The sequence below is a fragment of the Rhodoferax sp. genome (assembly GCF_025354435.1).
Lineage (GTDB): Bacteria > Pseudomonadota > Gammaproteobacteria > Burkholderiales > Burkholderiaceae_C > Rhodoferax_B.
Map to the genome: position 1 here is coordinate 146,823 of NZ_JANXMU010000032.1, position 25,896 is coordinate 172,718.

23 protein-coding genes and 1 tRNA gene are annotated in these 25,896 nt (G+C 63.5%); 16 read left to right on the forward strand and 8 right to left on the reverse strand.

Annotated elements, in window-relative coordinates:
* The first annotated feature begins 43 nt into the window (after positions 1–43).
* The 4 genes from Q0T48_RS08380 to Q0T48_RS08395 all read left to right on the forward strand — a co-directional run bounded on the left by Q0T48_RS08380 (position 44) and on the right by Q0T48_RS08395 (position 3,986).
* A complete protein-coding gene (locus tag Q0T48_RS08380; RefSeq protein WP_295955226.1) occupies positions 44–988 on the forward strand; it encodes an ABC transporter substrate-binding protein in 945 nt (314 codons plus the stop codon).
* A 69-nt stretch (positions 989–1,057) separates the two neighbouring features.
* On the forward strand, positions 1,058–2,335 hold the full coding sequence (locus tag Q0T48_RS08385) for an L-fuconate dehydratase (RefSeq protein ID WP_295955011.1): 1,278 nt from the start codon (positions 1,058–1,060) through the stop codon (positions 2,333–2,335).
* Positions 2,335–3,204 (forward strand): amidohydrolase family protein, encoded by an 870-nt coding sequence (locus Q0T48_RS08390; RefSeq protein WP_295955012.1) that lies wholly within the window; start codon positions 2,335–2,337, stop codon positions 3,202–3,204. The genes Q0T48_RS08385 and Q0T48_RS08390 overlap by 1 nt, the downstream gene beginning before the upstream one ends.
* Before the next feature lie 5 nt (positions 3,205–3,209).
* Positions 3,210–3,986, forward strand: a complete 777-nt coding sequence (locus Q0T48_RS08395) for an SDR family oxidoreductase (RefSeq protein ID WP_295955015.1) — start codon at positions 3,210–3,212, stop codon at positions 3,984–3,986.
* 68 nt (positions 3,987–4,054) lie between these two features.
* On the opposite strand, the gene Q0T48_RS08400 is transcribed toward Q0T48_RS08395, so the two are convergent.
* The 4 genes from Q0T48_RS08400 to Q0T48_RS08415 all read right to left on the reverse strand — a co-directional run bounded on the left by Q0T48_RS08400 (position 4,055) and on the right by Q0T48_RS08415 (position 6,940).
* Positions 4,055–4,939 carry a pirin family protein gene (locus Q0T48_RS08400; protein ID WP_295955018.1) on the reverse strand — a complete coding sequence of 295 codons (885 nt, stop codon included), beginning with the start codon at positions 4,937–4,939 and terminating at the stop codon, positions 4,055–4,057.
* A gap of 80 nt (positions 4,940–5,019) precedes the next feature.
* Complete coding sequence (locus tag Q0T48_RS08405) at positions 5,020–5,574, reverse strand: flavodoxin family protein (RefSeq protein WP_295955019.1); 555 nt, start codon at positions 5,572–5,574, stop codon at positions 5,020–5,022.
* Positions 5,575–5,735: 161 nt separating this feature from the next.
* Positions 5,736–6,140, reverse strand: a complete 405-nt coding sequence (locus tag Q0T48_RS08410) for a DoxX family protein (RefSeq protein ID WP_295955022.1) — start codon at positions 6,138–6,140, stop codon at positions 5,736–5,738.
* Positions 6,141–6,238: 98 nt separating this feature from the next.
* Positions 6,239–6,940, reverse strand: coding sequence for a pirin family protein (locus Q0T48_RS08415; RefSeq protein WP_295955025.1), 702 nt, complete (start codon positions 6,938–6,940; stop codon positions 6,239–6,241).
* Positions 6,941–7,136: 196 nt separating this feature from the next.
* On the opposite strand from Q0T48_RS08415, the gene Q0T48_RS08420 reads away from it, so the two are divergent.
* The 6 genes from Q0T48_RS08420 to Q0T48_RS08445 all read left to right on the forward strand — a co-directional run bounded on the left by Q0T48_RS08420 (position 7,137) and on the right by Q0T48_RS08445 (position 12,409).
* Positions 7,137–8,081, forward strand: a complete 945-nt coding sequence (locus Q0T48_RS08420) for a LysR family transcriptional regulator (RefSeq protein WP_295955027.1) — start codon at positions 7,137–7,139, stop codon at positions 8,079–8,081.
* Between the two features lie 94 nt (positions 8,082–8,175).
* A complete protein-coding gene (locus tag Q0T48_RS08425; protein WP_295955031.1) occupies positions 8,176–9,246 on the forward strand; it encodes an FAD-dependent oxidoreductase in 1,071 nt (356 codons plus the stop codon).
* A gap of 7 nt (positions 9,247–9,253) precedes the next feature.
* On the forward strand, positions 9,254–10,183 hold the full coding sequence (gene gluQRS / locus Q0T48_RS08430) for a tRNA glutamyl-Q(34) synthetase GluQRS (RefSeq protein ID WP_295955033.1): 930 nt from the start codon (positions 9,254–9,256) through the stop codon (positions 10,181–10,183).
* Complete coding sequence (locus tag Q0T48_RS08435; protein WP_295955035.1) at positions 10,171–10,740, forward strand: hypothetical protein; 570 nt, start codon at positions 10,171–10,173, stop codon at positions 10,738–10,740. The genes gluQRS and Q0T48_RS08435 overlap by 13 nt, the downstream gene beginning before the upstream one ends.
* 71 nt (positions 10,741–10,811) lie before the next feature.
* Positions 10,812–11,534, forward strand: coding sequence for a tRNA (guanosine(46)-N7)-methyltransferase TrmB (trmB, locus tag Q0T48_RS08440; RefSeq protein ID WP_295955037.1), 723 nt, complete (start codon positions 10,812–10,814; stop codon positions 11,532–11,534).
* Positions 11,531–12,409 (forward strand): pseudouridine synthase, encoded by an 879-nt coding sequence (locus Q0T48_RS08445; RefSeq protein WP_295955039.1) that lies wholly within the window; start codon positions 11,531–11,533, stop codon positions 12,407–12,409. Before trmB ends, Q0T48_RS08445 begins: the two co-directional genes overlap by 4 nt.
* Here the strand turns inward: Q0T48_RS08445 and Q0T48_RS08450 are convergent.
* The 3 genes from Q0T48_RS08450 to Q0T48_RS08460 all read right to left on the reverse strand — a co-directional run bounded on the left by Q0T48_RS08450 (position 12,399) and on the right by Q0T48_RS08460 (position 14,030).
* The gene (locus Q0T48_RS08450) at positions 12,399–12,677 is read right to left on the reverse strand and encodes a hypothetical protein (RefSeq protein WP_295955041.1); all 279 of its coding nucleotides are present in this window, start codon (positions 12,675–12,677) and stop codon (positions 12,399–12,401) included. The two genes, Q0T48_RS08445 and Q0T48_RS08450, sit on opposite strands and share 11 nt — an antisense overlap.
* 28 nt (positions 12,678–12,705) lie before the next feature.
* Positions 12,706–13,449, reverse strand: a complete 744-nt coding sequence (locus Q0T48_RS08455; RefSeq protein WP_295955043.1) for a response regulator — start codon at positions 13,447–13,449, stop codon at positions 12,706–12,708.
* A 203-nt stretch (positions 13,450–13,652) separates the two neighbouring features.
* Complete coding sequence (locus tag Q0T48_RS08460) at positions 13,653–14,030, reverse strand: hypothetical protein (protein WP_295955045.1); 378 nt, start codon at positions 14,028–14,030, stop codon at positions 13,653–13,655.
* A 225-nt stretch (positions 14,031–14,255) separates the two neighbouring features.
* Here Q0T48_RS08460 and Q0T48_RS08465 point away from each other — a divergent pair, with 225 nt between their 5' ends.
* On the forward strand, positions 14,256–16,787 hold the full coding sequence (locus Q0T48_RS08465) for a winged helix-turn-helix domain-containing protein (RefSeq protein WP_295955048.1): 2,532 nt from the start codon (positions 14,256–14,258) through the stop codon (positions 16,785–16,787).
* Positions 16,788–16,931: 144 nt separating this feature from the next.
* Positions 16,932–18,449 carry a methyl-accepting chemotaxis protein gene (locus tag Q0T48_RS08470; RefSeq protein ID WP_295955050.1) on the forward strand — a complete coding sequence of 506 codons (1,518 nt, stop codon included), beginning with the start codon at positions 16,932–16,934 and terminating at the stop codon, positions 18,447–18,449.
* Positions 18,450–18,676: 227 nt separating this feature from the next.
* On the opposite strand, the gene alaS is transcribed toward Q0T48_RS08470, so the two are convergent.
* Positions 18,677–21,319, reverse strand: coding sequence for an alanine--tRNA ligase (gene alaS / locus Q0T48_RS08475; protein WP_295955052.1), 2,643 nt, complete (start codon positions 21,317–21,319; stop codon positions 18,677–18,679).
* A 278-nt stretch (positions 21,320–21,597) separates the two neighbouring features.
* Between alaS and Q0T48_RS08480 the strand changes: the two genes are divergently transcribed.
* The 4 genes from Q0T48_RS08480 to Q0T48_RS08495 all read left to right on the forward strand — a co-directional run bounded on the left by Q0T48_RS08480 (position 21,598) and on the right by Q0T48_RS08495 (position 25,889).
* Positions 21,598–21,671, forward strand: a tRNA-Gly gene (locus Q0T48_RS08480).
* 88 nt (positions 21,672–21,759) lie between these two features.
* On the forward strand, positions 21,760–22,884 hold the full coding sequence (locus Q0T48_RS08485) for a PQQ-dependent sugar dehydrogenase (RefSeq protein WP_295955055.1): 1,125 nt from the start codon (positions 21,760–21,762) through the stop codon (positions 22,882–22,884).
* A 130-nt stretch (positions 22,885–23,014) separates the two neighbouring features.
* Positions 23,015–25,384 carry a bifunctional metallophosphatase/5'-nucleotidase gene (locus tag Q0T48_RS08490; protein ID WP_295955057.1) on the forward strand — a complete coding sequence of 790 codons (2,370 nt, stop codon included), beginning with the start codon at positions 23,015–23,017 and terminating at the stop codon, positions 25,382–25,384.
* Positions 25,385–25,397: 13 nt separating this feature from the next.
* Entirely contained in the window at positions 25,398–25,889 is a 492-nt protein-coding gene (locus tag Q0T48_RS08495) for a hypothetical protein (RefSeq protein WP_295955058.1), read from the forward strand.
* Positions 25,890–25,896 lie beyond the last annotated feature (7 nt).

Genomic DNA, 25,896 nt, shown 5'->3' on the forward strand with positions numbered 1-25,896 from the left:
CCATAGCAGTTTCGATACCTATAATATTTGGAGATACGACATGATTTTTAAAAAACAACTGATTTGCCTTGCCGTTGGTTTTAGCTTGACTTCTTTATTCACCGGCAAAAGCTTTGCAGCCGATGAAATTTACATTCCGCTGGTGTCCAAGGGCTTCCAGCACCAGTTCTGGCAGGCCGTAAAGCAAGGTGCCGACCAGGCCGGTAAAGACCTGAAGGTCAAAGTCACCTTTGAAGGCCCAGAGACCGAAGCCATGGTGGACAAGCAAATCGACATGCTGTCCTCGGCCCTGGCCAAGAAGCCCTCCGCCATCGGCTTTGCCGCGCTGGACAGCCAGGCCGCCATTCCGCTGCTGAAAAAAGCCCAGGCCGCGCACATCCCGGTCGTGGCCTTTGACTCGGGCGTGGACAGCGACATTCCTGTGACCACCGCCACCACCGACAACAAGGCCGCTGCCGCCCTGGCTGCCGACAAGATGGCCGGCCTGATCGGTAAAGCCGGTGAAGTGGCCCTGGTGGTGCACGACCAGACCAGCCGTACCGGTGTAGACCGGCGCGACGGCTTTGTGGAGCGCATCAAATCGACCTATCCCAACATCAAGATTGTCAGCGTGCAATACGGCGGCGGCGACCAGTTGAAGTCCACCGAAATCACCAAGTCCATCCTGCAAGCCAACCCCAACATCAAAGGCATTTTTGGTGCCAATGAAGGTTCGGCCATCGGCGTGCTGAATGGTGCCAAAGAGATGAAGCGCAACATCGTCATCATCGGCTACGACTCGGGCAAGCAGCAAAAAGAAGCCGTGCGCAGCGGTGCCATGGCCGGTGCCATCACCCAAAACCCAGTGGGCATTGGCTACAAAACCGTTGAAGCCGCCGTGAAGGCACTCAAGGGCGAAAAACTGCCCAAGATCATCGACACCGGCTTCTACTTCTACGACAAGTCCAACATCGACGATCCCAAGATCGCCGCCGTGTTGTACGACTAAAGCCTGACGGTTTTTCGAGGCTCCTGCGGGAGCCTCCTCCTTTTTTTCTTCATTCTTAAGAGCCCCCGCATGCCTGTCATCCAATCCCTGCGCGCCATCGACCTGCGCTTCCCCACCTCGCAGCACCTGGACGGCTCGGATGCGATGAACCCGGACCCCGACTATTCCGCCGCCTACGTCATCCTGGAAACCGACCAGCCCGGCCTGAATGGCCACGGCCTGACCTTCACCATCGGCCGCGGCAACGACATCTGCTGCGCCGCCATCCACGCCATGCAGCACCTGGTGGTAGGCCTGGACCTGGACTGGATAGTGGCCGACATGGGCCGTTTCTGGCGCCACATCACCTCCGACAGCCAACTGCGTTGGATCGGCCCCGACAAAGGCGCGATCCACCTGGCCACCGGCGCGGTGGTCAACGCCGTGTGGGACCTGTGGGCCAAATCGGTGGGCAAGCCGGTGTGGCAACTGGTGGGCGAAATGAGCCCCGAAGAGCTGGTGCGCTGCATCGACTTTCGCTACATCACCGACTGCATCACCCCCGATGAAGCCCTGGCCCTGCTGACCGAGCGCGCCGTAGGCAAGGCCGAGCGCCTGGCCACCTTGCAGCGCGAAGGCTACCCCTGCTACACCACCTCCGCCGGCTGGTTGGGCTATGGCGATGAAAAGCTGCGCCGCCTGTGCCAGGAAGCGGTAGACGCGGGCTTCAACCACGTCAAGCTCAAGGTAGGCCGCGACAAGGCCGACGACATCCGCCGCCTGCGCATCGCCCGCGAAGTGCTGGGCCCGGACCGGCATTTGATGATCGATGCCAACCAGGTCTGGGACGTGGGCCAGGCGGTGGACTGGCTGAAAGACCTGGCCTTTGCCAAACCCTGGTTCATCGAAGAACCCACCAGCCCCGACGATATCGAAGGCCACCGCGTGATCCGCGAAAGCATCGCACCGATGCAGGTCGCCACTGGCGAAATGTGCCAAAACCGCATCATGTTCAAGCAGTTCATCATGCGCGGCGCGATTGACGTGGTGCAGATCGACTCCTGCCGCCTCGGCGGTGTCAACGAAATCCTGGCCGTCATGCTGATGGCCGCCAAATACAACCTGCCGGTGTGCCCGCACGCGGGCGGCGTGGGCCTGTGCGAGTACGTGCAGCACCTGTCGATGATCGACTTTCTCAGCATCGCCGGCACCCGTGAAGGCCGCGTCATCGAGTACGTGGACCATCTGCACGAACATTTCAAAGAGCCCTGCGTCATCCAGAACGCGGCTTACATGCCACCCACTGCGGCAGGCTTCTCCATCGAAATGCTGCCCGAGACCTTGGTGCAGTACGCCTTCAAAAAGTAATGCAAAAAATCGACAGCCACCAGCACTACTGGCGTTTTGAGCCCGCGGCTTTTCCGTGGATTAGCCCCGGCATGGCAGTACTGGCGCAGGACCGATCGCCCAGCGATTGCCCCATGCACCGCAGCGGAGTCACCGGCTCCATCGCCGTGCAAGCCCGTACCGAGGCGGCAGAGACCGACTTTCTGCTCGACCTGGCCGCACACAACCCCAGCATCCTGGGCATAGTGGGCTGGGCCGACCTGGCCAGCCCTGTACTGGAAGCACAGCTCGACGGCTGGGCGCAGCAACCGAAGCTGCGCGGCTTTCGCCATATCCTGCAAGACGAGCCCGATGTGGCGCAAGTCGTCAACAACCCGCTGTTTCGGCGCGGCGTGGCTCTGCTGCAAAGCAAAGAGCTGAGCTACGACGTACTGGTGTTTGCCCACCAGATGCCCCTGGTCATCGACTTCTGCGCCACGCACGATGCCCACTGGTTGGTGCTGGACCACCTGGGCAAGCCGCCGCTCAAGAATCCCGAGTACATGCCGCAATGGACCCAGTCGCTCAAGACGCTGGCCGCCTTGCCCCACGTGGTGTGCAAGCTGTCGGGCCTGGTGACCGAAGCCGCCTGGCCTTTTGCCAATGTTGCCGATGGCCTGCCCACTGCCGTGCAGCAAACCGTGTGGGACTGCTTTGACACCGCACTGGAAGCCTTTGGCCCGGCGCGCCTGCTGTTTGGCTCCGACTGGCCTGTGTGCGAGCTGGCCGCGCCCTACCCCGCCGTGCACCAGTTGGCGCAGACCTGGGCGGCACGGCGCCTGTCTGATTCCGAACAAACTGCCTTCTGGTCCGGCAACGCCATCCGTTGCTACAACCTCAACTTAAAGTAAACCCCATGGATCTGCATCTCAAAGACAAAGTCATCCTCGTCACCGGTGGCGGCAGCGGCATTGGCGGCGCGATTTCGCTGGCGCTGGCGCAAGAAGGCGCGATTCCCGTCATCCTGGGCAAAAGCGCCTTGAACAGCGACTTTGCGGCCCAGCTCGGGGCTCTGCAACCCCAATTCCTTTTCATCCAGCTCAACCTGCAAGACGATGCCGCTTGCGGTGCCGCCGTGGCGCAGACCATGGCCACATTCCAACGTATCGATGGCCTGGTCAACAACGCGGGCATCAACGACAGCGTGGGCCTGGACGCGGGGCGCGACGCGTTTGTGGCCTCGCTGGACAAAAACCTCATCCACTATTACGTGATGGCCCACTACTGCGTGCCACACCTGAAGGCCTCGCGCGGCTCAATAGTCAACATCTCATCCAAAACCGCCCTCACCGGCCAAGGCGACACCAGCGGCTACACGGCCTCCAAGGGCGCGCAACTGTCCTTGACCCGCGAGTGGGCGGCCTCGCTGTTGAAGGATGGCGTGCGCGTCAACGCGGTGATCCCCGCCGAGGTCATGACCCCGCTGTACGAGCGCTGGATCAGCAGCTTTGACAACGCCGAAGAAAAGCTGCGCAGTATTACCAGCAAAATCCCGCTGGGCCAGCGCATGACCACCTCGGAAGAGATCGCCCGCACCACCGTGTTCCTGCTGTCCGATGCCGCCAGCCACACCACCGGGCAGTGGCTGTTTGTGGACGGTGGCTACACGCATTTAGACCGTGCCCTGCCCTGAAGCAGAATTTATAAGAAATAGGCCGCTAGCGCATGTTCCACCTACGCTAGTAGCTATTATTTTAGGAGTTACGCCTGTGGAGGGCGTTTTTCAGGCAGCGGGATAAATTCCGCATCGCCCGGCACCTGGCCCAGGCGCTGGGCTTGCCAGTCGCCCTCGGCTTGCAGGATGCGTTCCTTGCGGCTGGAAACGAAGTTCCAGCTGATGAAGCGGTGGCCGTCCAGCGCATCGCCGCCGATCACCAGCAGCCGGGTCGCGGCGGTGGCTCGGATCTGCGTGGTCACACCGGGCTGCAGCAGCGCCAGGGTGCGGGCGGCCAGCACCGCGCCATCCACCTCTACATCGCCATCCACCGGGTACACGGCCAGCTCCTGCGCCAGCGGCGGCAGGTCCAGCAGGCCACCGGCGGGCAGCGTGATGTCAAGGTACAAAGTGGGCGCAAAGGTGGCCACTGGAGACGTTTTGCCCCAGGCCTGGCCGATCAGCACGCGCACCTGGGCATCGCCCACGGCCAGCTCGGGAATGTCGGCGGCGGGGGTGTGGGTGAAGCTGGGCTCCACCTCTTCGAATGCTTGCGGCAACGCGGCCCAGAGCTGGATGCCGTGGTTGGTGTAGGCACTGGCGGCTAGCGCAGGCGGTGGCCGCTCGGAATGGACGATGCCGCGCCCGGCGGTCATCCAGTTGATGGCACCCGGGGCGATTTGTTGCACATAGCCCAGGCTGTCACTGTGCAGCATCGCGCCTTCGAATAAATAGGTGACCGTGGCCAGCCCGATGTGCGGGTGCGGGCGCACCGCGTGGCCGCCGCCGGGATGCACGGTCACCGGACCGAAGTGGTCAAAAAACAAAAACGGACCGACCGACTGCCGCGCCGCGGCGGGCAGCACTCGGCGCACCACAAAACCGCCCCCCAAGTCTTTGGCATGGCCGGTGAGTTGCAGGGTGATGGGCATGGTCGGGCTCCTAGGGGGTCAACAGTTAACGTGAAACAACTTTCATGGCTCAGGGTGCTCAGCACCCCGAGCCATGAAAGTTAGGCCAGAAATTTAGCAGTGATATCCGCAACACGTTTGCCGTAGAGCTTAGCGGTGTCCAGGTCGCCTTGCGACATTTCTGCGGGGCTGCTGTCTGAAGGGGACTGCACCAGCACGCCCACCGAACCGCCCAGGTTGTTGATGTCGTTGCGGGTCGCGGCCTTGGTGTTGCTGGGCATGTGGCCCAGGCTGACCCAGATGCCGCCTTGCTGCGAAGCCAGGGTTTGCAGATAGATCAAGGTGACTTGCTTGTCGCCGCTGAAGCTGGCGCTGTTGGTGAAGCCGCCAAACACTTTGTCTTTCCAGGCGCTGGTGAACCAGGCCTTGCTGGTGGCATCGGCAAATTTCTTGAACTGCCAGCTCGGGCCACCCATGTAGGTGGGGGTGCCGAAGATGATGGCATCGGCGGCGTTGAGCGATGCCCAACCGGCTTCGGACAGATTGCCCTCGGCATCGATGGCGATCAGCTCAGCGCTGGCGCCTTCGGCCACGGCCTGGGCTACGCGCTGGGTGTGGCCGTAGCCAGAGTGGTACACAACAACAGTTTTGGTCATACAGACTTTCTAGGGTGGGTTAAAACAACGAACGGGAAATACTTTAAACGAGACGGCTATTCACCAGAAACACCGCAGAACTGGCTTTGCCAGGCTGCTGGTGTTGCCCCCTGCGAGGGGGTTGGCGAAAGATGCGAAGCACTGCAGTCTGGGGGTGTGCCTTATCGCTTGGCGTCCAGGCTCCAGGCACCGGCACCCCAGGCGGCCAGGGTCAACAGGCCACCTACGACGGCGATGTTCTTGATGAACAGCAGCTGCGTCACCATCACGGCCTCGGCAGGCACCGCCCAGTAGGCGTGAAAGAAGAAGCTGGCTACCAGGGTGAAACCGGCCAGAATCAGCGCCGCCCAGCGGGTGCCCAGGCCGAAAATCAGCGCCAGGCCGCCCAGCACTTCGACCGGAATCGCGGCCAGCGCGCCTAACGTGGGGAACGGCAGGCCTACCGAGGCGATGTAGCCCACGGTGCCCGCAAAGCCAGTGATTTTGCTGATACCGGCAGGCAGAAACAGGGCGGCCAGCAGCAGGCGGCCTACGAAGCTCAGGGGGTTTTGGAGGGTTTTGAACATGGTTTTCTTTCAGAGTGAGGTGAATAGGACTTACGCAGCGCCCCTGTATCGCCCTTCGGACTTACAGGGGGAACTTGCGTAAGTCCCGGTTAAAAAATTCAAGCAGCCAGGTCAAAGACCAGGACTTCGGCGTTTGCGGCCTTGCCCAGGGTGAGCAGGGCTTCGTTTTCAATCAACAGCGCATCGCCGGTGGAAAGCGCGACGCCATTCACTTCCAGCGCGCCGCTGATCAGGTGCACATAGCTCTTGCGGGCCGGGTTCAGCGCCAGCGTAGCCGACTCCGTACCGTCCAGCAGCCCGGCGTACAGGTGCGCATCGGCATGGATGGTCACCGAGCCCTGGGCACCGTCGGGCGAGGCCACCAGGCGCAGCTCACCGCGCTTTTCGCTCTCGGCAAAGGTCTTTTGCTCGTAGCTCGGCGCAATGCCTTTCACATTCGGCTCGATCCAGATTTGCAGAAAGTGCGTGGTCTGGTCGTCGGCATGGTTGAACTCGCTGTGCTGCACACCGCGCCCGGCACTCATGCGCTGCACGTCGCCGGGCGGGATGCCCTTGACGTTGCCCATGGTGTCGCGGTGCGCCAGCTCGCCTTGCAGCACGTAGCTGATGATTTCCATGTCGCGGTGGCCGTGGGTGCCAAAGCCTGCGCCGGGGGTGATGGTGTCTTCGTTGATGACGCGCAGATTGCCCCAGCCCATGTGCTTGGGGTCCATGTAACCGGCAAACGAAAAGCTGTGGTGCGACTTGAGCCAGCCATGGTCGGCGTGGCCACGGTCTTGGGATTTACGGAGAGTGAGCATGTGTGAACTCCTTGAATGTTAGAACTTCCGCTAGCCCCCTGTACTCCCGAAGGGAGCTACAGGTGCGCTGCGTAAGTTCTGTGATGAAGATCCGCGTATCGAATCCATGGCCTGAATTTTGGGCCTGTACACGGTGTTGGCAGTCCACCGCATTTGATGGCATCATTTTATAAATTTGAACGGAACCAGGCCGACCATGCAAACCGCCCGCGATGTGCTCACCCCCGATGCCCTGTCCATGCTGGTAACCATCCACGCCCAGGGCAGTTTTGCCGCTGCCGCCCGCAGCCTGGGCATGGTGCCCAGCGCCCTGACCTACCGGGTACGCAATATCGAGGACGCGCTGGACGTGCTGCTGTTCGACCGCAGCTCGCGCCAGGCCAAGCTCACCGTGGCCGGGTCCGAGCTGCTGCGCGAAGGCCAGCGCCTGCTGGAGGACATCGATGCCGTGGCCAACCGGGTCAAGCGCGTGGCCACCGGCTGGGAGCCGCAGCTCACGATTGCGGTAGACAGCGTGATTTCGCGCTCCACGGTGATGGAGCTGTGCGAGTCGTTTTTTGCGCTGAACCCGCCCACGCGGGTGAAGATCCGCGAAGAGGTGCTGTACGGCACGCTGGACGCGCTGGTCACCGGCCAGGCCGATGTGGCGATTGGCGTGGCGATGGAAAACATCTCCAACAGCAACATCGTGGGTGCCCTGCTGGGCGAAATGAGCTTCATCTTTGTGGTGGCACCGCACCACCCGCTGGCCAGCATGCCCGAGCCGCTGAGCGACAGCCTGATCCAGCAGTACCGCGCCGTGGCCGTGGCCGACTCCACCCAGCGCGGCAATGCGCTGACCTTTGGTCTGTTGGGCGGGCAAGACGTGTTTACCGTGCCCAGCATGCGTGCCAAGCTAGAGGCCCAGCTGCGCGGACTGGGCTGCGGCTTCTTGCCCGAAGGCCTGGCCCGTCCCTACCTGGAAACCGGCCGCCTGGTGAGCCGCAGCGTCGAGCGGCCATCGCGCCTGCTGCACATCAGCTACGCATGGCGTACCGAGTCGGGTGGCGGCACGCACGGGCGGGCGTTGCAATGGTGGCTGCAACAGCTCAAAAGCCCGGCCACCCGTGCCGCATTGCTAGAGCGGCAACAAAGCAATTGAACCCGCGGGGAGTCCCCGAGGAAAGCGGCTGCGCACTACGTGTAGAGTGTGCTTGGTCGCCACTCCGTAGCCACTCCAAAGAAAACCAACACACATGACAAACAAACCCAGTGCTACAGCCCCCCGCCAGATCGCCGTCATTGGTGCAGGCATGGCCGGTATCGCCTGCGCACGCACGCTGGTGCAGGCCGGTCACAACGTTTCGGTGTTCGACAAAAGCCGCAGCGCAGGCGGGCGCATGTCCACCCGGAGCACCTCGTTTGGCACGTTTGACCACGGTGCGCAGTATTTCACCGTGCGCGACCCCCGCTTTGCACTGGCCCTGGAAACCGCCAAAGGCATCTGCAAACCCTGGAGCGCCAACTCGGTGCGCGTGCTCGATACCTTTGGCCGCGTGGCCTCGGCCGCCCTGCCCTCGCGCGACCCGCACTGGGTGCCGGTGCCCGGTATGAGCGGCCTGGTCAAGCACTGGGCCAAGCCGCTGGCCGACGATGGCCGCCTGGAACTGGAAACCCAGGTCACCCGCATCGAGCGCGACCCGATGAACAAAAAGCAGTGGCAACTGCGTACCACCGGCATGCCAGGCGCAGCCGACGCACAGCACGTGTTCTCCGGCTTTGATGCCGTGGTGCTGGCCATGCCGAATCCGCAAACCGTGGACCTGCTGCAAAACTCGGCCCAGGCCGCCCGCTTGGTGCGCGACATCCACCCGGTACAAGTAGCCCCCTGCTGGACGCTGATGCTGGCCTTCCCCCAGGCCATGCAGCCCACCATGGCCCACCTGGGCCCGCAGTGGAACGCAGCACGCAGCAACCACCACCGCATCGCTTGGCTATCGCGTGAATCCAGCAAGCCTGGGCGCGGCAGTATCGAGCGCTGGACGGTGCAGGCCAGTGCCGCCTGGTCGCTGGAGCACCTGGAAGACGATGCCCCCCGCATCCAGGCCAAGCTGCTCAAAGCCTTTACCGAAGTCACCGGAATCCGTGCCGAACCCTCCCATGCTGCCGTGCACCGCTGGCGCTACGCCCAGACCGTGCAGCCCTTGGGCCGCAGCCACCTGTGGGACGAAAAATCCAGCATCGGAGCCTGTGGCGACTGGTGCATCGGCCACCGGGTGGAAGACGCCTTTATCTCCGGCCTGGAGATGGCGCTGGCGATTGCTTAGAAGTAGCTTGGTACAAGGTTACACCGGACGGTTCGCGCCGTCCCCCACGGGCCCGCTGCATGCGGGCTCTTTGGTTGCGGCCCTGGCCAGTTGGCTCGATGCCCGCGCCGTTGGTGGCACTTGGCTGGTACGCATCGAAGACGTGGACACTCCGCGCTGCCTGCCCGGCATGGACGCGCTGATTCTGCAACAGCTCGCCGCCTGCGGCCTGCAGCCCGACGCACCGCCCACCTACCAATCGCACCGCAGCCCCCTGTACCAGCAGGCGCTGGACCAGTTGGTGGCCAGCGGCTGGGCTTACCCCTGCGCCTGCTCGCGCAAAGAAATTGAAGTGGCCTGCGCCGCGCAGGGCCAGGTACGCAGCCGCAACGCCGAGCTGGTCTACCCCGGCACCTGCCGCTCCGGCTTGCACGGCCGCCCTGCACGGGCCTGGCGGTTGCGTACCGACAAATTTAAGGAAAATAGGCCTCTAGCGCATATTCCACCTACGTCAGTAGCTATTAATTTAATAGTAAACGGCATTTTGACGTGGAACGACCGCCTGCTCGGCCCCCAGCAGCAAAACCTGGCCGCCGAGGTAGGCGACTTCGTGCTGCGCCGCGCCGATGGCCTGTGGGCCTACCAGCTCGCCGTGGTGGTTGACGATGCGGCCCGAGGCATCACCCACGTGGTGCGCGGCCAGGACCTGGCCGACAACACCCCGCGCCAGATCTGGCTGCAACAGGCCCTGGGTCTGCCCACACCGCAGTACCTGCACACCCCCCTGGTGCTTGGCCCAAATGGCGAAAAGCTCTCCAAACAAAACGGTGCCCAGGCGCTGGACCTGGCGCAACCGCTAGCGGCGTTGAATGCGGCGGCGGGCGTGCTGGGCTTGCCAGCCGCTGGCGGGGATGTCGCTAGCGCACTGGCGCAGTGGGTGGTCCAGTGGAACAGCTAGTCGGCAGCGAACTGCAGCAGCTAGCCTTCACCGCGCTAGACCGCCACCAGCGCAGGGTGGCCACCATCGACCCCCAGCGCCAGAAAATCATCCTCATCCAGCCCCGCGACCGCTGGCTGTACGCCTCGGGCCTGCGCGAGAAGCGACTGCCGGGCTACCTGTGCATCTTTGCCCACGCCACGCCGCACAGCGTGCAAGGCATTGCCGACGGCGCGGCGCTGGCGGCACTGGTACGCGAGTGCGGGATATGGCATGGCGAGCCGATTCTGGTCGATGCCTGTAATGCCGGAGCTATTCCCCAGGGTATCGCCAGCCAATTGGCACGGGCCTTGGCCACACCAGTGACGGCTGCGACCACGCCAACCTGGAACTTCCCGCTGGGCGGGCGTGCCGTGGGGCAAGGGGCGTTTGCCAAGCTGCCCGGCGTGCTCGGCAGGCTGCCAATTCCGCATCTGCTGAAGCCCGGTAGATGGCGCACCTGGGACGCACAAGGCCAGTGGGTGGAAGAACGGGCCCACTCCCCGCGCAAGGGCAGCCCGTGGTTTGGTATGGTGTAGCCCTGTTGGACTGGTGGGCAGTGCGGTTTTACGCCGCCCTGCCACCAAATCCAGATTAATGAATTGATGCCATGCACACCGAACTCCCTCCCGAAATCGCCCCCACCCCTAGCCTTGCTAGCCCCGCCCACCACAAAACCATCAAAAGCTTCGTGCTGCGCACGGGCCGCACCACCAGTGGCCAAGCCAAGGCGTTTGAAAGCCTGGGGCCGCAGTTTTTGCTGCCCTACCGCAGCGCGCCGCTGGACCTGGAGACCACCTTTGGCCGCGGCGCCCCCACCATTCTGGAAATCGGCTTTGGCATGGGCGAGGCCACGGCCAGCATTGCCGCGCTACTGCCCGAGAAGAACTTTCTGTGCTGCGAAGTGCACACGCCAGGCATCGGCGCACTGCTCAAACGCATAGGCGAAGAGGGACAAACCAATATCCGCATCTGCCAGCACGATGCCGTCGAGGTGCTGGACCACATGCTGCCGCCCGGCTGCCTAGACGGTGTCCACGTGTTCTTCCCCGACCCCTGGCACAAGAAGAAGCACAACAAGCGCCGCCTGCTGCAAGCCCCGCTGGTGGCCAAGCTGGCCGCCCGGCTCAAACCCGGCGGCTATCTGCACTGCGCCACCGACTGGCAAAACTACGCCGAGCAGATCCTGGAAGTACTCAGCGCCGAGCCGCTGCTGAAAAACACCGCCGCCGACTACGCCCCCAAGCCGGACTACCGCCCCCTCACCAAGTTCGAGAACCGGGGTATCAAGCTGGGCCACGGCGTGTGGGACGTCGTATTCACCAAGGTGTGAATCTCCCCACCCGTGACGGTGTCGGCCCCAGCACCGTCGGCCTGCCTGGTGGCAATTGGCCCACCGTTATCGACTTCTTTGCAGAGCGCTTTCCCACCGTGGAGCGCGCTGTGTGGCTGCAGCGCATGCGCGACGGGCTGGTGCTGGACGAACAGGCGCTGCCCGTGCCGCCCGATGCCGCCTACCGCCCCCACACCCGGCTGTACTACTACCGCCACCTGCCGGTGGAGCCGCGCATTCCGTTCGAGGCGCAGGTTTTGTTCCAGGATGCGCATCTGGTCGTGGTGGATAAACCGCATTTCCTGCCGACCATGCCCGCCGGGCGCTATGTACAAGAAACGCTGCTGGTGCGGCTGAAGCAATCGCTGGGCCTAGCCACTTTGGCCCCGCTGCACCGGCTAGACCGTGAAACCGCCGGGGTCACCTTGTTTGCCATCCAGACCACCGAACGGGCGGCCTACCACGCGCTGTTTGCGCAGCGCGAAGTGCACAAACACTATGAGGCGATTGCCCCCTGGCACGCCGATCTTCCACCGGTCTACCGCAGCCAGATCGTGCCCGGCGAGCCGTTCTTTCGCTACAAGGAGACGGCGGGCGAACCCAATTCTGAAACCCACATCGCCGTGCTGGAACGTCTGGGTGCGTGGGCGCGGTACCAGCTCTCGCCCGTGACCGGCCGCACCCACCAACTGCGGGTGCACATGGCGGCACTGGGCGTGCCCATTCGCAACGACCGCTTCTACCCCGAGGTGGTCAATATTGCCGACGACGACTACGCCGCACCCTTGCAGTTGCTAGCGCGGTCTATCGCTTTTACCGACCCGGTGACCGGCCAGGCGCGGTTTTTTGAAAGCGCCAGAAGCCTTAGTGTTTAACCACCGCAACCGCTTCATTCGGGTACAGCACGGTGGCGGCCATGGACACTGCGTGCCCGTCGTCGGTGCTGGCCAGTGTGGGGGCGGCGACCTCGTCCGGTATGGTCAAGTCGTCCGATGCGTAGGCCGCGCCGATCCGCGGGGTTAAAAACAGGGCCACCGCCACCATGGCGGCACAGAACAACAGCCACACCACGGCGGACACCCACCGTTCACGGCTGGGCTTGGGGATGGGCATGGGTTTGGGGCGCGCCGATGTCACTCGCATAAAAACTCCTTTTTTGAAAACTGAAAAATCATGGGGATGGCATGGACAGGGACTGCCGGTCACCGGCAGAACCCATGGCCACGATCTGGATGTCTTGTTCGCTGACAACTTCCAGGTTGTCGCCCCGCGCATGGGCGGCCAGCTTGCGGTAGATCTTTTTCACATGGGCCAATACACCCAACTGCGGGCTGGAGGCCAATGTGCCGATCTGTTCCAGGCTCATGCCGCGGGCGATCCAACGCAAAATGCCGGCCTCGCAGGCAGTCAGCGGATGGGTAGATTCGCGCAGCGGAAAAGCCCAGGCCGAGCCGGTACCCGTGCCCAGCCGCAGGCGAAAGCGCCCCAACACCCGGCGCGCCATGCCGGGGCTGATGGGGGCACTGCCCTTGCGCCACAGGTGGATGCTCTGCGCCAGGCATTCGGCAGCGCTGTCTTTGAACAAATAGGCGGTGGCTCCGGCTTCTATGCACTGCAGAACCTGCTCGTCGTTGCCAAACTGGGTCAGTACCACGATGTCGGCCTGCGGAAAATGCCAGGCCGCATGGCGGATAACCGCAATGGCGGGCACATCTTGCAACTGCACGTCGACCACCACCACATCGGGGACGCACTGGTCCATCATGGCGATGGCAGCGGCCCCGGTGGACACGGCCGCGGCCAAGCTGAGCTGCCCATCTGCTTGCACGGCCTCAGCGCAGCGCAGCAAGGTGTCAGAGTGGCTCTCGGCAATCAGCACGCGGGTGGCAACACGGGTGAATGATGGGCTCAGCATGATTTTTTTCCTCCACTCCCTTACGGAAGCGCTTAATGGGTGAGATAAGCGCTGCAAAGACTGCAGCAAATGGGGTACGAGACCGTGGGAAGGTGCCGGCTTAGGCAAGGCCAAACACGGGCGGGCTCGGGCAACATCGACGTGCAGGGGTTTGCGCCCCGTAACACCAAACATCTTAGGGAGGCGTGCCATAGCGCGCATCCTCAAAATTGACGAAGAACTGCGGACACCAAGGGCCCAGCTTCTTGCTTGGCCTGCGTGGCTCGTGTAGGCTGAGACGGGTTTGCGCCCTGTGGCGGCAGGCTGGCCACAGTGGTGGTGTGGGTCGCTTTGGTGGTTTCGGCGGTTTCGACCGGGCGGGCAGATGCCACACCCAGCGCTACCAGGGTATTGCGTACGCCGTCGGGTTCGGCCAACTTGGGCAATAGCTGCCCGGCCGAGGTGGCAAACAGCACGCACGCCACGATCCACACAAGCCCGACCCGGTCGAAATAATGGGCTTTCGGCACGCTGGATTTGACGACAGCCGGCGGCACCAGCGGTTCAGAAGGCTCAAAAGGCATAAAAGGTTCAAAGTTCATACAACATGTCCTTGACAATCGGGCAACTGGGAAGGTCGCCACCACAGAGACGGACTTTCCTCTGCTTGACCCGCTGCGTACTTAGCCCACCTGAAGCCGACCTGAAAACTTCTGAAACCGTGAGAAATTGCGCAAAACGCCAGAATCCACGGCGTGCAATACATTTGGAAATTGACACCGATAGGAGCTTTGTTGTTAAACAGTTATCGATTTGGCCGCTTTGAAGTGCGTCCTTCCCAGCGCGTGGTGCTGGTAGACGGAGCCGCAACCAGCCCCGGCGCGCGGGCCTTTGACGTACTGATGGCCTTGGTGCACCACCGTGACCGCGTGGTGTCCAAAGACGAACTGCTGGACTTGGCCTGGCCCGGCCTGGTGGTGGAAGAAAACAACCTACAGGCCCAGGTGTCGGCGCTGCGCAAGCTGCTGGGGCCACAGGCCATCGTGACCATTCCCGGCCGAGGCTACCGGTTTGCGCTGGAAGCCAGCGATGCCCCGCCCGCCGCCGCTGCGGCCGCGCTTCCCTCCCCGGCACCAGCCACGGATGCCCACCCCAACCTGACCCACCTGCCGCTGGTACTCACCCCGCTGATCGGCCGCACGCTGGACGTATCCAACCTGGACACCCTGCTAGGCCAGCACCGCCTGCTGACCATCGTGGGGGCCGGCGGCATTGGCAAATCGCTGCTGGCGCAGTGGCTGCTACACGCCCGGCGCAGCGCCCACCAGCACGGTGTCGCCTGGGTCGATCTGGCATCGCAAACCGCGCCCGAATTTGTGGCTAGCACCGTGGCCGGGGCTCTGGGCCTGCAGTCGGGCCACGGCGACCCGCTCAAGGGTTTAATGGAGGCCGTACGCCCCTTGTCGATGCTGATCGCCATCGACAACGCCGAGCATTTGCTCGACGAAGTTGCCCGCATCCTGCAAGCCCTGCACCAGGCAGCGCCGCAGTTGCAGGTGCTGGTGACCAGCCAGGCCCCGCTCAAGCTGGCCAACGAATGGGTCTACCGGCTGGATGCGCTGGCCCTGCCCGAACACAGCGCGCCGCTGGACGTGGCCCGCCACTTTGGTGCGGTGGCCTTGTTTGCCGAGCGCGCCCAGGCGGCCGACCGGCGCTTTGAACTCGGCCCACAGAACCTGGCCACGGTGGTGGAAATTTGCCGCCGCCTGGACGGCCTGCCGCTGGCCATCGAGCTGGCCGCCGCCCGCGTGCCGTTGCTGGGCCTGGTGCCGTTAGCCAACTCGCTCAACGAACGCCTGCGCCTGCTCAACGGCGGTGGCCGGGGCGCGCCTGCCCGGCAAAAAACCCTGCGTGCCGCGCTGGAATGGAGCTACGGCCTGCTGGATGCCACCGAGCAAACCGTATTCCGCCGCCTGGGCGTGTTTGTGGGCGGTTTTTCGCTCGAAATGGCCCGCCAGGTGGTGGCCGACACCGCCAATGGTGCAACGCTGGATGCCTGGGCCGTGGTGGACGTGTTGGGCGCACTGGTAGACCGCTCGCTGGTCATCGCCGATGGGGGCGACACGCCGCGCTACCGCCTGCTAGACACACCGCGCAGCTACGCGCTGGAGCAGCTCACCGCCGCGCATGAAGAGCCTGCTTTGCGCCAACGCCACGCGCTGGCCATGCGGCAGCTCTTTGAGCAGGCCGACACCGCTTTTTTCAGCGGCCAGCAGCGCATCGACGACTGGTACAAGGCCCTGGCACCCGACCTGGGCAATGGCCGCGAAGCCCTGGCCTGGGCCATCCAGTTTGATCCGCAAACTGCCGTGGCCATCGCCCCTGGCCTGGCCGAGGCCCTGACCAGCGACCGCCGCCGCGAGCGCCGCTACATCTGGCAGGCCACGGCCTTGCTGGTCACCGACCAACTACCTTCCGGTTTGCAGGCCCGCTGGTCCAGCCGCGCCGCCTATTTTTGGGCCTACCGCCAGCCCGCCCTGGCCTGTCGCCTGGCGCGCCGCGCTGCCAGCCTGTACCGCGCCCAGCCCGGAGAAAAACGCAACTTGTACCACGCCCTGGCGGCCCTGGTCTACGCCCTCACCTACGGGCCCACCCCCAACCTGGAGCAGCGCCCGGAGCAGCGCGAGGTGCTGGCCGAAATGTGGGCCATCGAAGACCCGGCCTGGCCGCCCATCGTGCGCAGCTACGGCCTGTTTGCCTCGCTGACCTGCAATTTCGTCGAAGGCGCGTTCGACCAGGCCATCGAGCAACTACTGCAAAAAGCCTCGCTGGACGCGCTGGCCGGCCATTCCGAAGCCCTGCTGCGCGGCGAAGACATCATTGCCTACATGGAGCTGGCCGCGGGCCGGGTGGATGCATCCATCGCCCGCTACCTGGCCCTGCAGGCCCGGCTGGCCAACACCCGCCACATGGCCACCCTGCTGCTGGTGCAACTGCACCTGACCGGCGCCTGGCTGGCCAAGGGAGACACCGTGCAAGCCCGCGCGCTGATGGAGTCCTGCTGGCCGCAGGTGCTGCACTTTGATGCCCAGGTCTACGCCGCCGACAACCTGGCCCTGCTGGCCGCGCTGGAAAACCGCCCGCACACCGCCGTACGTCTGCTGGGCTACGCCGACACCGTGCACGCCGCCCACGGCAAGGCCCGCGAGGTCAACGAAGCCCGCTGCGCCCAGTGCGCCGAACACCTGACCCGCGCAACCCTCGACAACGCCACTTTCGACCGCCTCAAAACCCTGGGCCATGGCCTGCGCCATGACGACATAGCGCAACTCGGCTTGGGTTTGGATGATGCTGCATAAATTTATAAAAAATAAGGCTCTAGCGTAGATAGCACCTACGCTAGTAGCTACATATTTTGTAGCAGATACATTTATTGACAGTTTGCTGTAAGCCGGGTCCGATAGAAGCCTATCTGTGCCCCCTATAACAAGCGAGACAAGCGCATGATTTTCCAAACCGTGTTTTCACCCGGCCTGTGGCTGATGCGGCGCTTGCGCCTGGGCGGCAAGATTTTTCTGCTGGCGGCGGTACTGCTGGTCACGCCGGTAACAGTGCTGCTGCAGTTCGCCCTGGGTAACACCGGCGGCGTGGGCATGGCCTGGCTCAGCGGCCTGTGCGTGCTGCTGTCCATCTACCTGCTGCTGGCCTTCTACGCCAGCTTCACCCAGGACCTGGCCCAGGTGCGCCAGGCCATGGACCAGGTGGTCAAAGGCGATTTACGCCTGCGTCTGGTGCAGCGCGGTACGGATGAACTGGCGGCACTGGCTGCAGCTACCCAGCAGATCGGGGCCACGGTATCGGCCATGGTGGCCAACGTGCGCAGCAACGCGGCCTTTGTGGCGCATTCGGGCAAAAGCCTGGCCAGCGGCAACCGCGCCCTATCGGACCGCACCGAGCAGCAAGCCGCCAACCTGGAGCAAACCGCCGCCAGCGTAGAACAACTCTCCAGCACCGTACAAGACACCGCACAAACCGCCAGCCAGGCCAACGCCCAGGCCGCCCGCGTGCGCGATGCCGCCAACCTGGGTGCTACCACGATGGCCGAAGCCATTGCCTCGGTGGAAGCCATCCAGGGCAGCGCCAAGCGCATGGACGAAATCGTTGGCGTGATCGACGGCCTGGCCTTCCAGACCAACATCCTGGCGCTGAACGCCGCGGTAGAAGCCGCCCGCGCAGGCGAATCGGGCCGCGGCTTTGCCGTGGTGGCCAGCGAAGTGCGCTCCCTGGCACAGCGCTCGGCCGAGGCCTCCAAAGAAATCCGCCAGCTTATCGGTGCCTCCAGCACCCAGGTGGGCAGCAGCGTGCAAAAGATCCGCACCGCGGGCAGCAGCATCACCGCCATCGTCAGCGGCATCCGCGACGTGGCGGCCAACATGGCGCAAATCTCCACCTCCAGCGCCGAGCAAAGCACCGGCCTGAGCGAAATTACCTCCGCCGTGCGCCAGTTGGATGAGATCACACAGCAAAACGCCCAGATGGTGGAGCACGCCGTGACCCAGGCCTCGACCCTGGAAAACCGCGCCTCCACCCTGGTCGAAGCCGTGGCCCTGTTCAAGCTGCAGCAAGGTTCGGCCGAAGAAGCCATCGCCCTGGTAGACCGGGCCCTGGCGCACCGCCGCCGGGGTGGCTCGCGCGACAGCTTCTTGCGCGACCTGACCCAACCTACCCAGGGCTTTTTTGACCGCGACATGTACGTGTTTGTGTTGGACCGCAGCGGCAGCTACGTGGCCTTTGGTGGCAACCCGGCCAAGGTTGGCACCCGCGTGCAGGACATTGCCGGTATCGACGGCGCAGGCCTGCTGCACGCCATCTACGCCCAGGCCGAGCACGAGCCCGGCTGGGTGGAATACGACATCACCAACCCCACCACCGGCCGGGTGCAGACCAAGATGTCGTTTGTGCTGCTGGTGGATGATTTGGCGGTGGGCTGCGGGGTCTACAAGAACTTGGTTGTGGCATAGCGCGTAGACACCGCAGTCACACGCAAAAAGAGCTATCCGTGCTGGTTACACCAGCACGGATAGCTCTTTTTTTGATAGTAAAAAAGACGGCGACCCAGTTTCTAGCGCAAAGTAAAAAGCAAGCCTTCCAGAAACACCGCAGAACTGGCTTTGCCAGGCTGCTGGTGTTACCCCCTGCAAGGGGGTTGGCGAAAGATGCGAAGCACTGCCGCCTGGGGGGGGCCAAATTACACGCGTTCTGCCACCCAGGCCTGCACGGAAGCCAGCGCCGCTGGCAGTTTGCCCGGCTCGGTGCCACCGGCCATGGCCATGTCGGGCTTGCCGCCGCCTTTGCCGCCGAGTTGGCTGGCGACGAAGTTGGCCAGGGCACCGGCTTGGACCTTACCGACGCTGTCCTTGGTCACGCCGACGGCGATCTGCACCTTGTCGCCGTCTACAGCGGCCAGCACGATGACGGCAGTTTTCAGCTTGTCTTTGAGCTTGTCCATGGTGTCGCGCAGGGTCTTGGTGTCGGCGCCTTCGAGCTTGGCGGCCAGCAGCTTGATGCCGTTGATGTCGATAGCGCTGTTGACCAGCTCATCGCCCTGGCTGGAAGCCAGTTTGCCCTTGAGCTGGGCGACTTCTTTTTCCAGCGCCTTGATGCTGTCCAGGGCCAGCGTGACGCGGGCTTGCAGCTCGGTGGGCTGGACCTTGAAGCTGCCTGCAGCCTGGGTCACGGTGCGTTCCAGCTCTTGCAGATAGGCCAAAGCGCCTTCGCCGGTGATGGCTTCGATACGGCGGATACCTGCGGCCACGCCGCCCTCGCCCACCACCTTGAACAGACCGATGTCACCGGTGCGCTGCACGTGGGTGCCGCCGCAGAGTTCGCGGGTGGTGCCGATATCCAGCACGCGCACGACTTCGCCGTACTTTTCACCAAACAGCATCATCGCGCCGGTCTTTTGGGCCGATTCGATATCCATCAGCTCGGCCTTGGTGGCGACATTGGCCAGGATTTCGGCGTTGACTATTTGCTCGATCTGCAGGATTTGCGCGTCGGTCACCGGGGCGTTGTGGGTGAAGTCGAAGCGGGTACGTTCGGCATTCACCAGGCTGCCCTTTTGGTGCACATGCGTGCCCAGCACTGCGCGCAAGGCGGCGTGCATCAAATGGGTGACGGAGTGGTTGCGCTGGGTGGCGGCGCGCAAGGCAGTGTTGACCTGGGCGGTGACGGTGTCGCCCACGTTCAGCGTGCCCTGGGCCAGCGTGCCCTGGTGGCCAAACACGTCGGCCTTGATTTTTTGCGTGTCGCCGACCTCGAAGCGGGCGGTTGCGGACACCAGCTTGCCCTCGTCGCCCACCTGGCCGCCAGACTCGGCGTAGAACGGCGTGGTGTCCAGCACCACGGTGCCGGTTTGACCTTCTTTTAGGCTTGTAGCGTTGGTACCGTCTACATAGATAGCTACAACTTTCGCAGCAGACTCCAAAGCGGTGTAGCCCACGAACTGGTTGTCGGCACCGGTGTACTCCAGCGCGCGGTCCATCTTGAACTTGCCTGCGGCGCGGCCCTTGGCTTTTTGCGCCTCCATGGCGGCGGTGAAACCAGCTTCGTCCACCGACAGGCCGCGCTCGCGGCACACGTCCGCCGACAAGTCGAGCGGGAAGCCGTAGGTGTCGTGCAGCTTGAAAGCCACGTCGCCGGGCAGCACTTGCACGCCATCGGCCAGCGCGGCATTCAGAATTTCCATGCCCATCGCCAGGGTTTCAAAGAAACGCTCTTCTTCGACCTTCAGTACTTCGACGATGCGCTCTTGCTGCGCGGCCATGTGCGGGTACGCCGCGCCCATCAGCGCCACCAGGTCGGGCACCAGCTTGTGGAAGAACGGTTGGGTCTGGCCCAGCAGGTAGCCGTGGCGGACCGCGCGGCGGATGATGCGGCGCTGCACGTAGCCGCGGCCTTCGTTGCCGGGGATTACGCCGTCGCTGACGAGGAAGGAGGTGGCGCGGATGTGGTCGGCGATGACGCGCAGGCTCTTGTGGCCCAGATCTTGTTCACCGGTTTCGCGCGATGCGGCCTTGATCAGTGCGTCAAAAATGTCGATTTCGTAGTTGCTGTGCACGTGCTGCAAGATGGCGGCCAGGCGCTCCAGGCCCATGCCGGTGTCCACGCAGGGGGCGGGCAGCGGGCTGACCGAGCCATCTTCGGCCATGTTGAACTGCATGAACACGTTGTTCCAGATCTCGATGAAGCGGTCGCCGTCTTCACCGGGGCTGCCTGGGGGGCCGCCGGGGATGTGGTCGCCGTGGTCGTAGAAGATCTCGCTGCAGGGGCCGCAGGGGCCGGTGTCGGCCATCATCCAGAAGTTGTCGGACTTGTAGCGGCCGCCCTTGTTGTCACCGATGCGGATTACACGCTCGGGCGGCAGGCCGATTTCTTTGGTCCAGATGTCATAGGCTTCGTCGTCTTCTTCGTAGACCGTGGCCAGCAGGCGGTCGGCGGGGAGCTTGTAGACCTGGGTCAGCAGTTCCCAGGCCCAGTTCAGCGACTCGCGCTTGAAGTAGTCGCCAAAGCTCCAGTTGCCCATCATCTCGAAGAAGGTGTGGTGGCGCGCGGTGTAGCCCACGTTTTCCAAGTCGTTGTGCTTGCCACCGGCGCGCAGGCAGGCCTGGACCGACGCGGCGCGCACGTAGGGGCGCTTGTCGGTGCCCAGGAACACGTCCTTGAACTGCACCATGCCGGAGTTGGTGAACATCAGCGTGGGGTCGTTGCCCGGCACCAACGAGCTGCTGGCCACCACGGTGTGGCCCTTGGAGGCAAAGAAGTCGAGAAAGGTCTTGCGGATGTCGGCAACGGTAAAAACGGGTGCCAGTGCGGGTGCGGGGGTGCTCATAAGCGTGGAGTCTCGTAGAAAATCGTTACGCCAGCCGGGGCCGTGGCGCTGGTAAAAGGCAGGGGCTGGGCCCCAACCAAAGGGCGGAATTTTACCAGCCGGGTGCCTCCAGCTCCGGCGCACGCCGGCTCCGCCGAATGCTATGCAAATAAGAGCTACTAGCGTATACAGACCATGCACCAACGGCCTTTTTGGCTTAAATTTTCAACGGCACGCCCGCAAGCCAGCACCACCCCACGCGGGGCTCCTATAATCCAGTGACTTCAACGTGATGTTAAGCGGGTGTAGTTCAATGGTAGAACGCTAGCTTCCCAAGCTCGATACGAGGGTTCGATCCCCTTCACCCGCTCCAAGTCCCTCCTTGCATCTCTGGCCCCGCGCCAATGCCTGCGCAGCCTCTCTCGGGAGTTCGCAGCATGTTTTTCACCCCCGCCCCCTGTATGTTGTTAACCGCTGCTCTGGCCCTGGTGGCCTGTGGCGGTGGTGGAAGTAGCGCAGCCACTCCGCCAGCAGCCGTGGTGGCCCCCACCATCACCACGCTGAACAGCAGTCTGTCCAGCCCCTGGGGCATGGCGGTGTTGCCATCGGGTGAATTGCTGGTCACCCAGAAGAGCGGTAGCCTGCTGCGGCTCAGTGCCAATGGTGCCAGTAGCACGCCCATCAGCGGCATCTTGCCCGTGAACGACAGCGGCCAGGGCGGCTTGCTGGGCCTGGCACTGGACCCAGACTTTGCCACTGCGCCGTGGGTCTATTGGGCATATTCAGAGCCTGGCAGCGGCAGCGAGGCCGGGTTGACCGGCACCGCCGTGGCGCGGGGTCGGCTGGTAGGCAATGCGCTGCTGGACGTGGCCGTGCTGTTTCGCCAGCAGCCCAAAACCACGGGTTCGGGCCACTTCGGGTCGCGGCTGGTGTTTGCCCGCGACAAAACCCTGTTCATCACGCTGGGCGAGCGGCAAAAGTTCAGCCCGGCCCAAGACCTGGCGCAGACCCTGGGCAAGGTGGTGCGCATCGCCCGCGATGGCAGCATCCCTGCGGACAACCCGGCGCTGGGGGCCAGCGCCCTGCCCGGCATCTGGAGCCTGGGGCACCGCAATCCGCAGGGTGCCGCCCTGCACCCGGATACCGGCGAGCTGTGGGTCAGCGAGCACGGGCCCCAAGGCGGTGACGAGATCAACATTGCCCGCGCCGGGGCCAACTACGGCTGGCCGGTCAAAAGCTATGGCTGCAACTACGGCGACCCGGTGGGCGATGCCTGCCGCATTGGTGGCGGCGTGCACGCCCCGGCATTTGTGGAGCCGTTAACCTATTGGGTGCCCACATCGGTGGCCCCGGCAGGGCTCATGTTCTACACCGGCAATCTGATACCGCAGTGGAAGGGGAATTTATTCTCGGGTTCATTGGCGGGCCAGGCGCTGTGGCGCATGGCCATTGGCCCCAACGCCGTACTGACCCGCGAAGCACTCCTCACAGACCGCAAAGAACGCTTTCGCGACGTGGCACAGGCCCAGGACGGGTCCATTTTGCTGCTGACCGACAGCGGAAAACTACTGCGGCTGGCCCCTTAACCCCCTGCAGTGCTCTCGTAAAGACCCTACCCGCGGCGACACAAGTTACCCGTAGAAACCACGTCTGTCACGTAAAGTTCATTCGGCCTGGGTATGCTAGCAAAGTGACTTCACCCACAAGGACTTTGCGTTGAAAACTCTGCCCCACTCCCTCTACTTCAAAACGCGCCACTCTGCATGGGCCCTGTGGGGTGGCATGGCGCTCAGCGCCCTGGTGCTAGCTGGCTGTGCTGGCGACGGCGATAGCAACGGTGTCAACATCCAGGGCGTTGCCGCCACCGGTGCGGCCATGGCCAACGCCAGCGTGGTCGCCAAATGCACAGCGGGAACGGCATCGGGCAAAACAGCGGTCAACGGCAGCTATGCGCTGTTTGTGCCCAACGGTGCTTTCCCGTGTGCCATCGAAGTGTCGGATGGCAGCCGCAAGCTGCATTCGGTGGCGAACAGCAGCACACTCAGTGCGGTAGCCCATGCCACACCACTGACCGAGCAACTGGTGGGTCAACTGTCTGCCGACACGGCGGCATTTTTTGACGGCTACAGCGCCACTACCGCGGCCAGCCTGAGCCCCAGCACTCTCAAGGCAGCGCAGGATGCCGTGTTTGCGTCGCTGGCCGCCAATGGGCTGGCGGTGCCCAGCAGCCTGACCAATCTGCTGGAGGGCGCTCTGGTCGCCAAAACGAGTGCCCAAGCGGGCAACGACTACGACCAATTTCTGGACACCGTGGCCGCCAAGCCGGTCAACGTGAAAATGATTGCGCTGAACGATTTCCACGGCAACATCGAACCCACGTCAGAAACCAATGGCGGCTCGGTGGTACTGCCCAATGGCGGCTCGGGTCAGCGGGTGGCGGTGGGCGGAGCCGCCTACCTGGCCACCGTGGTGAAGAACCTGAAGGCCAAGAACCCCAACAACATCATGGTGGGCGCGGGCGACATGGTGGGTGCATCCCCATTTGCCTCCAGCATCACCCACGACGAAGCCAGCATCGACGTGCTGAACCAGATCGGGCTGGAAGTGACATCGGTGGGCAACCACGAGTTTGACCACGGCATCGCCGAGCTCAAGCGCCAACAAAACGGCGGCTGCTACCCGGCATCGGGCAGCGTGGGTGTGGTGGGCAAAGACACCTGCCTGATCGACGGCAAGTTCCCCGGAGCCAAGTTCAAATACCTGACGGCCAACGTGGTGGACACCGCCACCGGCAAGCCCATCTTGGCGGCCACTTACATCAAGCGCTTTGGTACCGTCAGCGTGGGATTCATTGGTCTGACGCTACAAGGCACATCGGCCCTGGTGGGCTCCACCGGCGTGGCCGGGCTGCGGTTTGACGAAGAATCGGCCACCATCAACCAGTACGCAGCCCAGCTCAAGGCCAACGGCATCACTGCCGTGGTGGTGCTGATCCACCAGGGTGGCCAAACCACCGCCACCACGGTCAACGACAAGACCTGCCCCGGCCTGAGCGGCGATATTCTGCCCATCATGGACAAGCTGAGCAGCAATGTGGACGTGGTGGTCAGCGGCCACACCCACCAGGAATATGTGTGCAACTACGCCGCCAAAGCCGCGGGTAAAAACATTTTGCTCACCTCCACCGGCTTTTACGGCGGTGCCGTGAGCGAAATCGACCTGACCCTGCAGCCCAGCAAGGGCATGGTGGCCTCGGTGGCCAACACGGTGCCGGTGATCCGTGCTGCCGGCAGCTACACGGTGGCGACCTCGAACAACACGGTCATCCCGACCGGGTTCACCGCCGTGGCCCGTGACACGGCCATCGACGCGCTGGTCACCAAGTACGTGGCCATCTCCAAGATTGCCGGTTCGCAAGCCGTGGGCAGCATCACTGCCAGCATTACCCGCGCTTTCTTGCCCAATAGCACCACCCGCGACGAAACCACCGAAGGTGCCATGGGCGACCTGCTGGCCGACACCTATCTGGCCGGTGTGCCCGGCGGCGCAGACTTTGCGCTGATGAACCCGGGCAGCGTGCGAGCCGATCTGGTCTATACCGGCACCGGTACCGTCACCTTCAGCGACCTGGCCACCATCGAACCCTTTGGCAACACGCTGGTGACGCTGAACCTGACCGGCGCGCAGATCGTGCGGCTGCTAGAGCAGCAATGGGAATCGCCCAACCACACCGCCAAAACCAACACCGCCACCGGTGCGGTAGGCCGCTTGCTGCTGCCGTCGCAGGGGCTGACCTATACCTACGACAACAACCAGCCCGCCGGTGCCGCCTCGGGCCAGGGCAACCGCATCGTGGCGGGCACCCTCAAGCTCCGTGGCGTGGCGATCGACCCGGCCAAGACCTACAAGATCGCGACCAACAGCTTCCTGGGCACTGGCACCGGTGGTGACAACTTCACGGTGATGGCCACCCAGGGCAGCAACATCCTGGACACCAAAGTGTTGGACCTGGATGCCTTCATTGCCTACATGGGAGCCCACTCGCCCGTAAGCCCGCCTGCCGCACGGATTACCCGGCTTAACTAGCAGGCCCTGCGGAATGCCCCGTCAAAAGCTTCTTGTGTGCGCCCTGCTGTGGGCCCTGCCCTGCCACGCCCTGTGGGCCCACGCTCTGACCGAAAAAGAGCGCCAAACCGTGGCCGACGGGGCCCAGCAAGCGCAAACCAGTTGCTACAAAACCATCTACCGCGACACCAACGCCTACAGCCAGTGCATGCGTGACCTGGTGGAGCCGGAAAAGCGCAGCTCCTACAAACGCCTGGGCGCGGAGTACTTTGCCTATGTGGGCGCAATGGCCTATGTACGGGTGAGCCAAGCGGGTGCCGAGCAGGCGGCGGTCGAGTTCTTGCAAAAATACCGCAGCACCCAAAAACGCTTGGGCGTGGAAGACGAGGCCTTGTGCGCCACCGTGCCGGGCAACTGCACGGTGCGCATCGCGCAAAGCAAGGCGATGGAGGCCGCACCGCCCAAGGCACCGGCCATGGGTGTGCAATGCCTGGGCGGCGTGTGCCGCATTGCGCCCAAAGAATAAGCGCCAT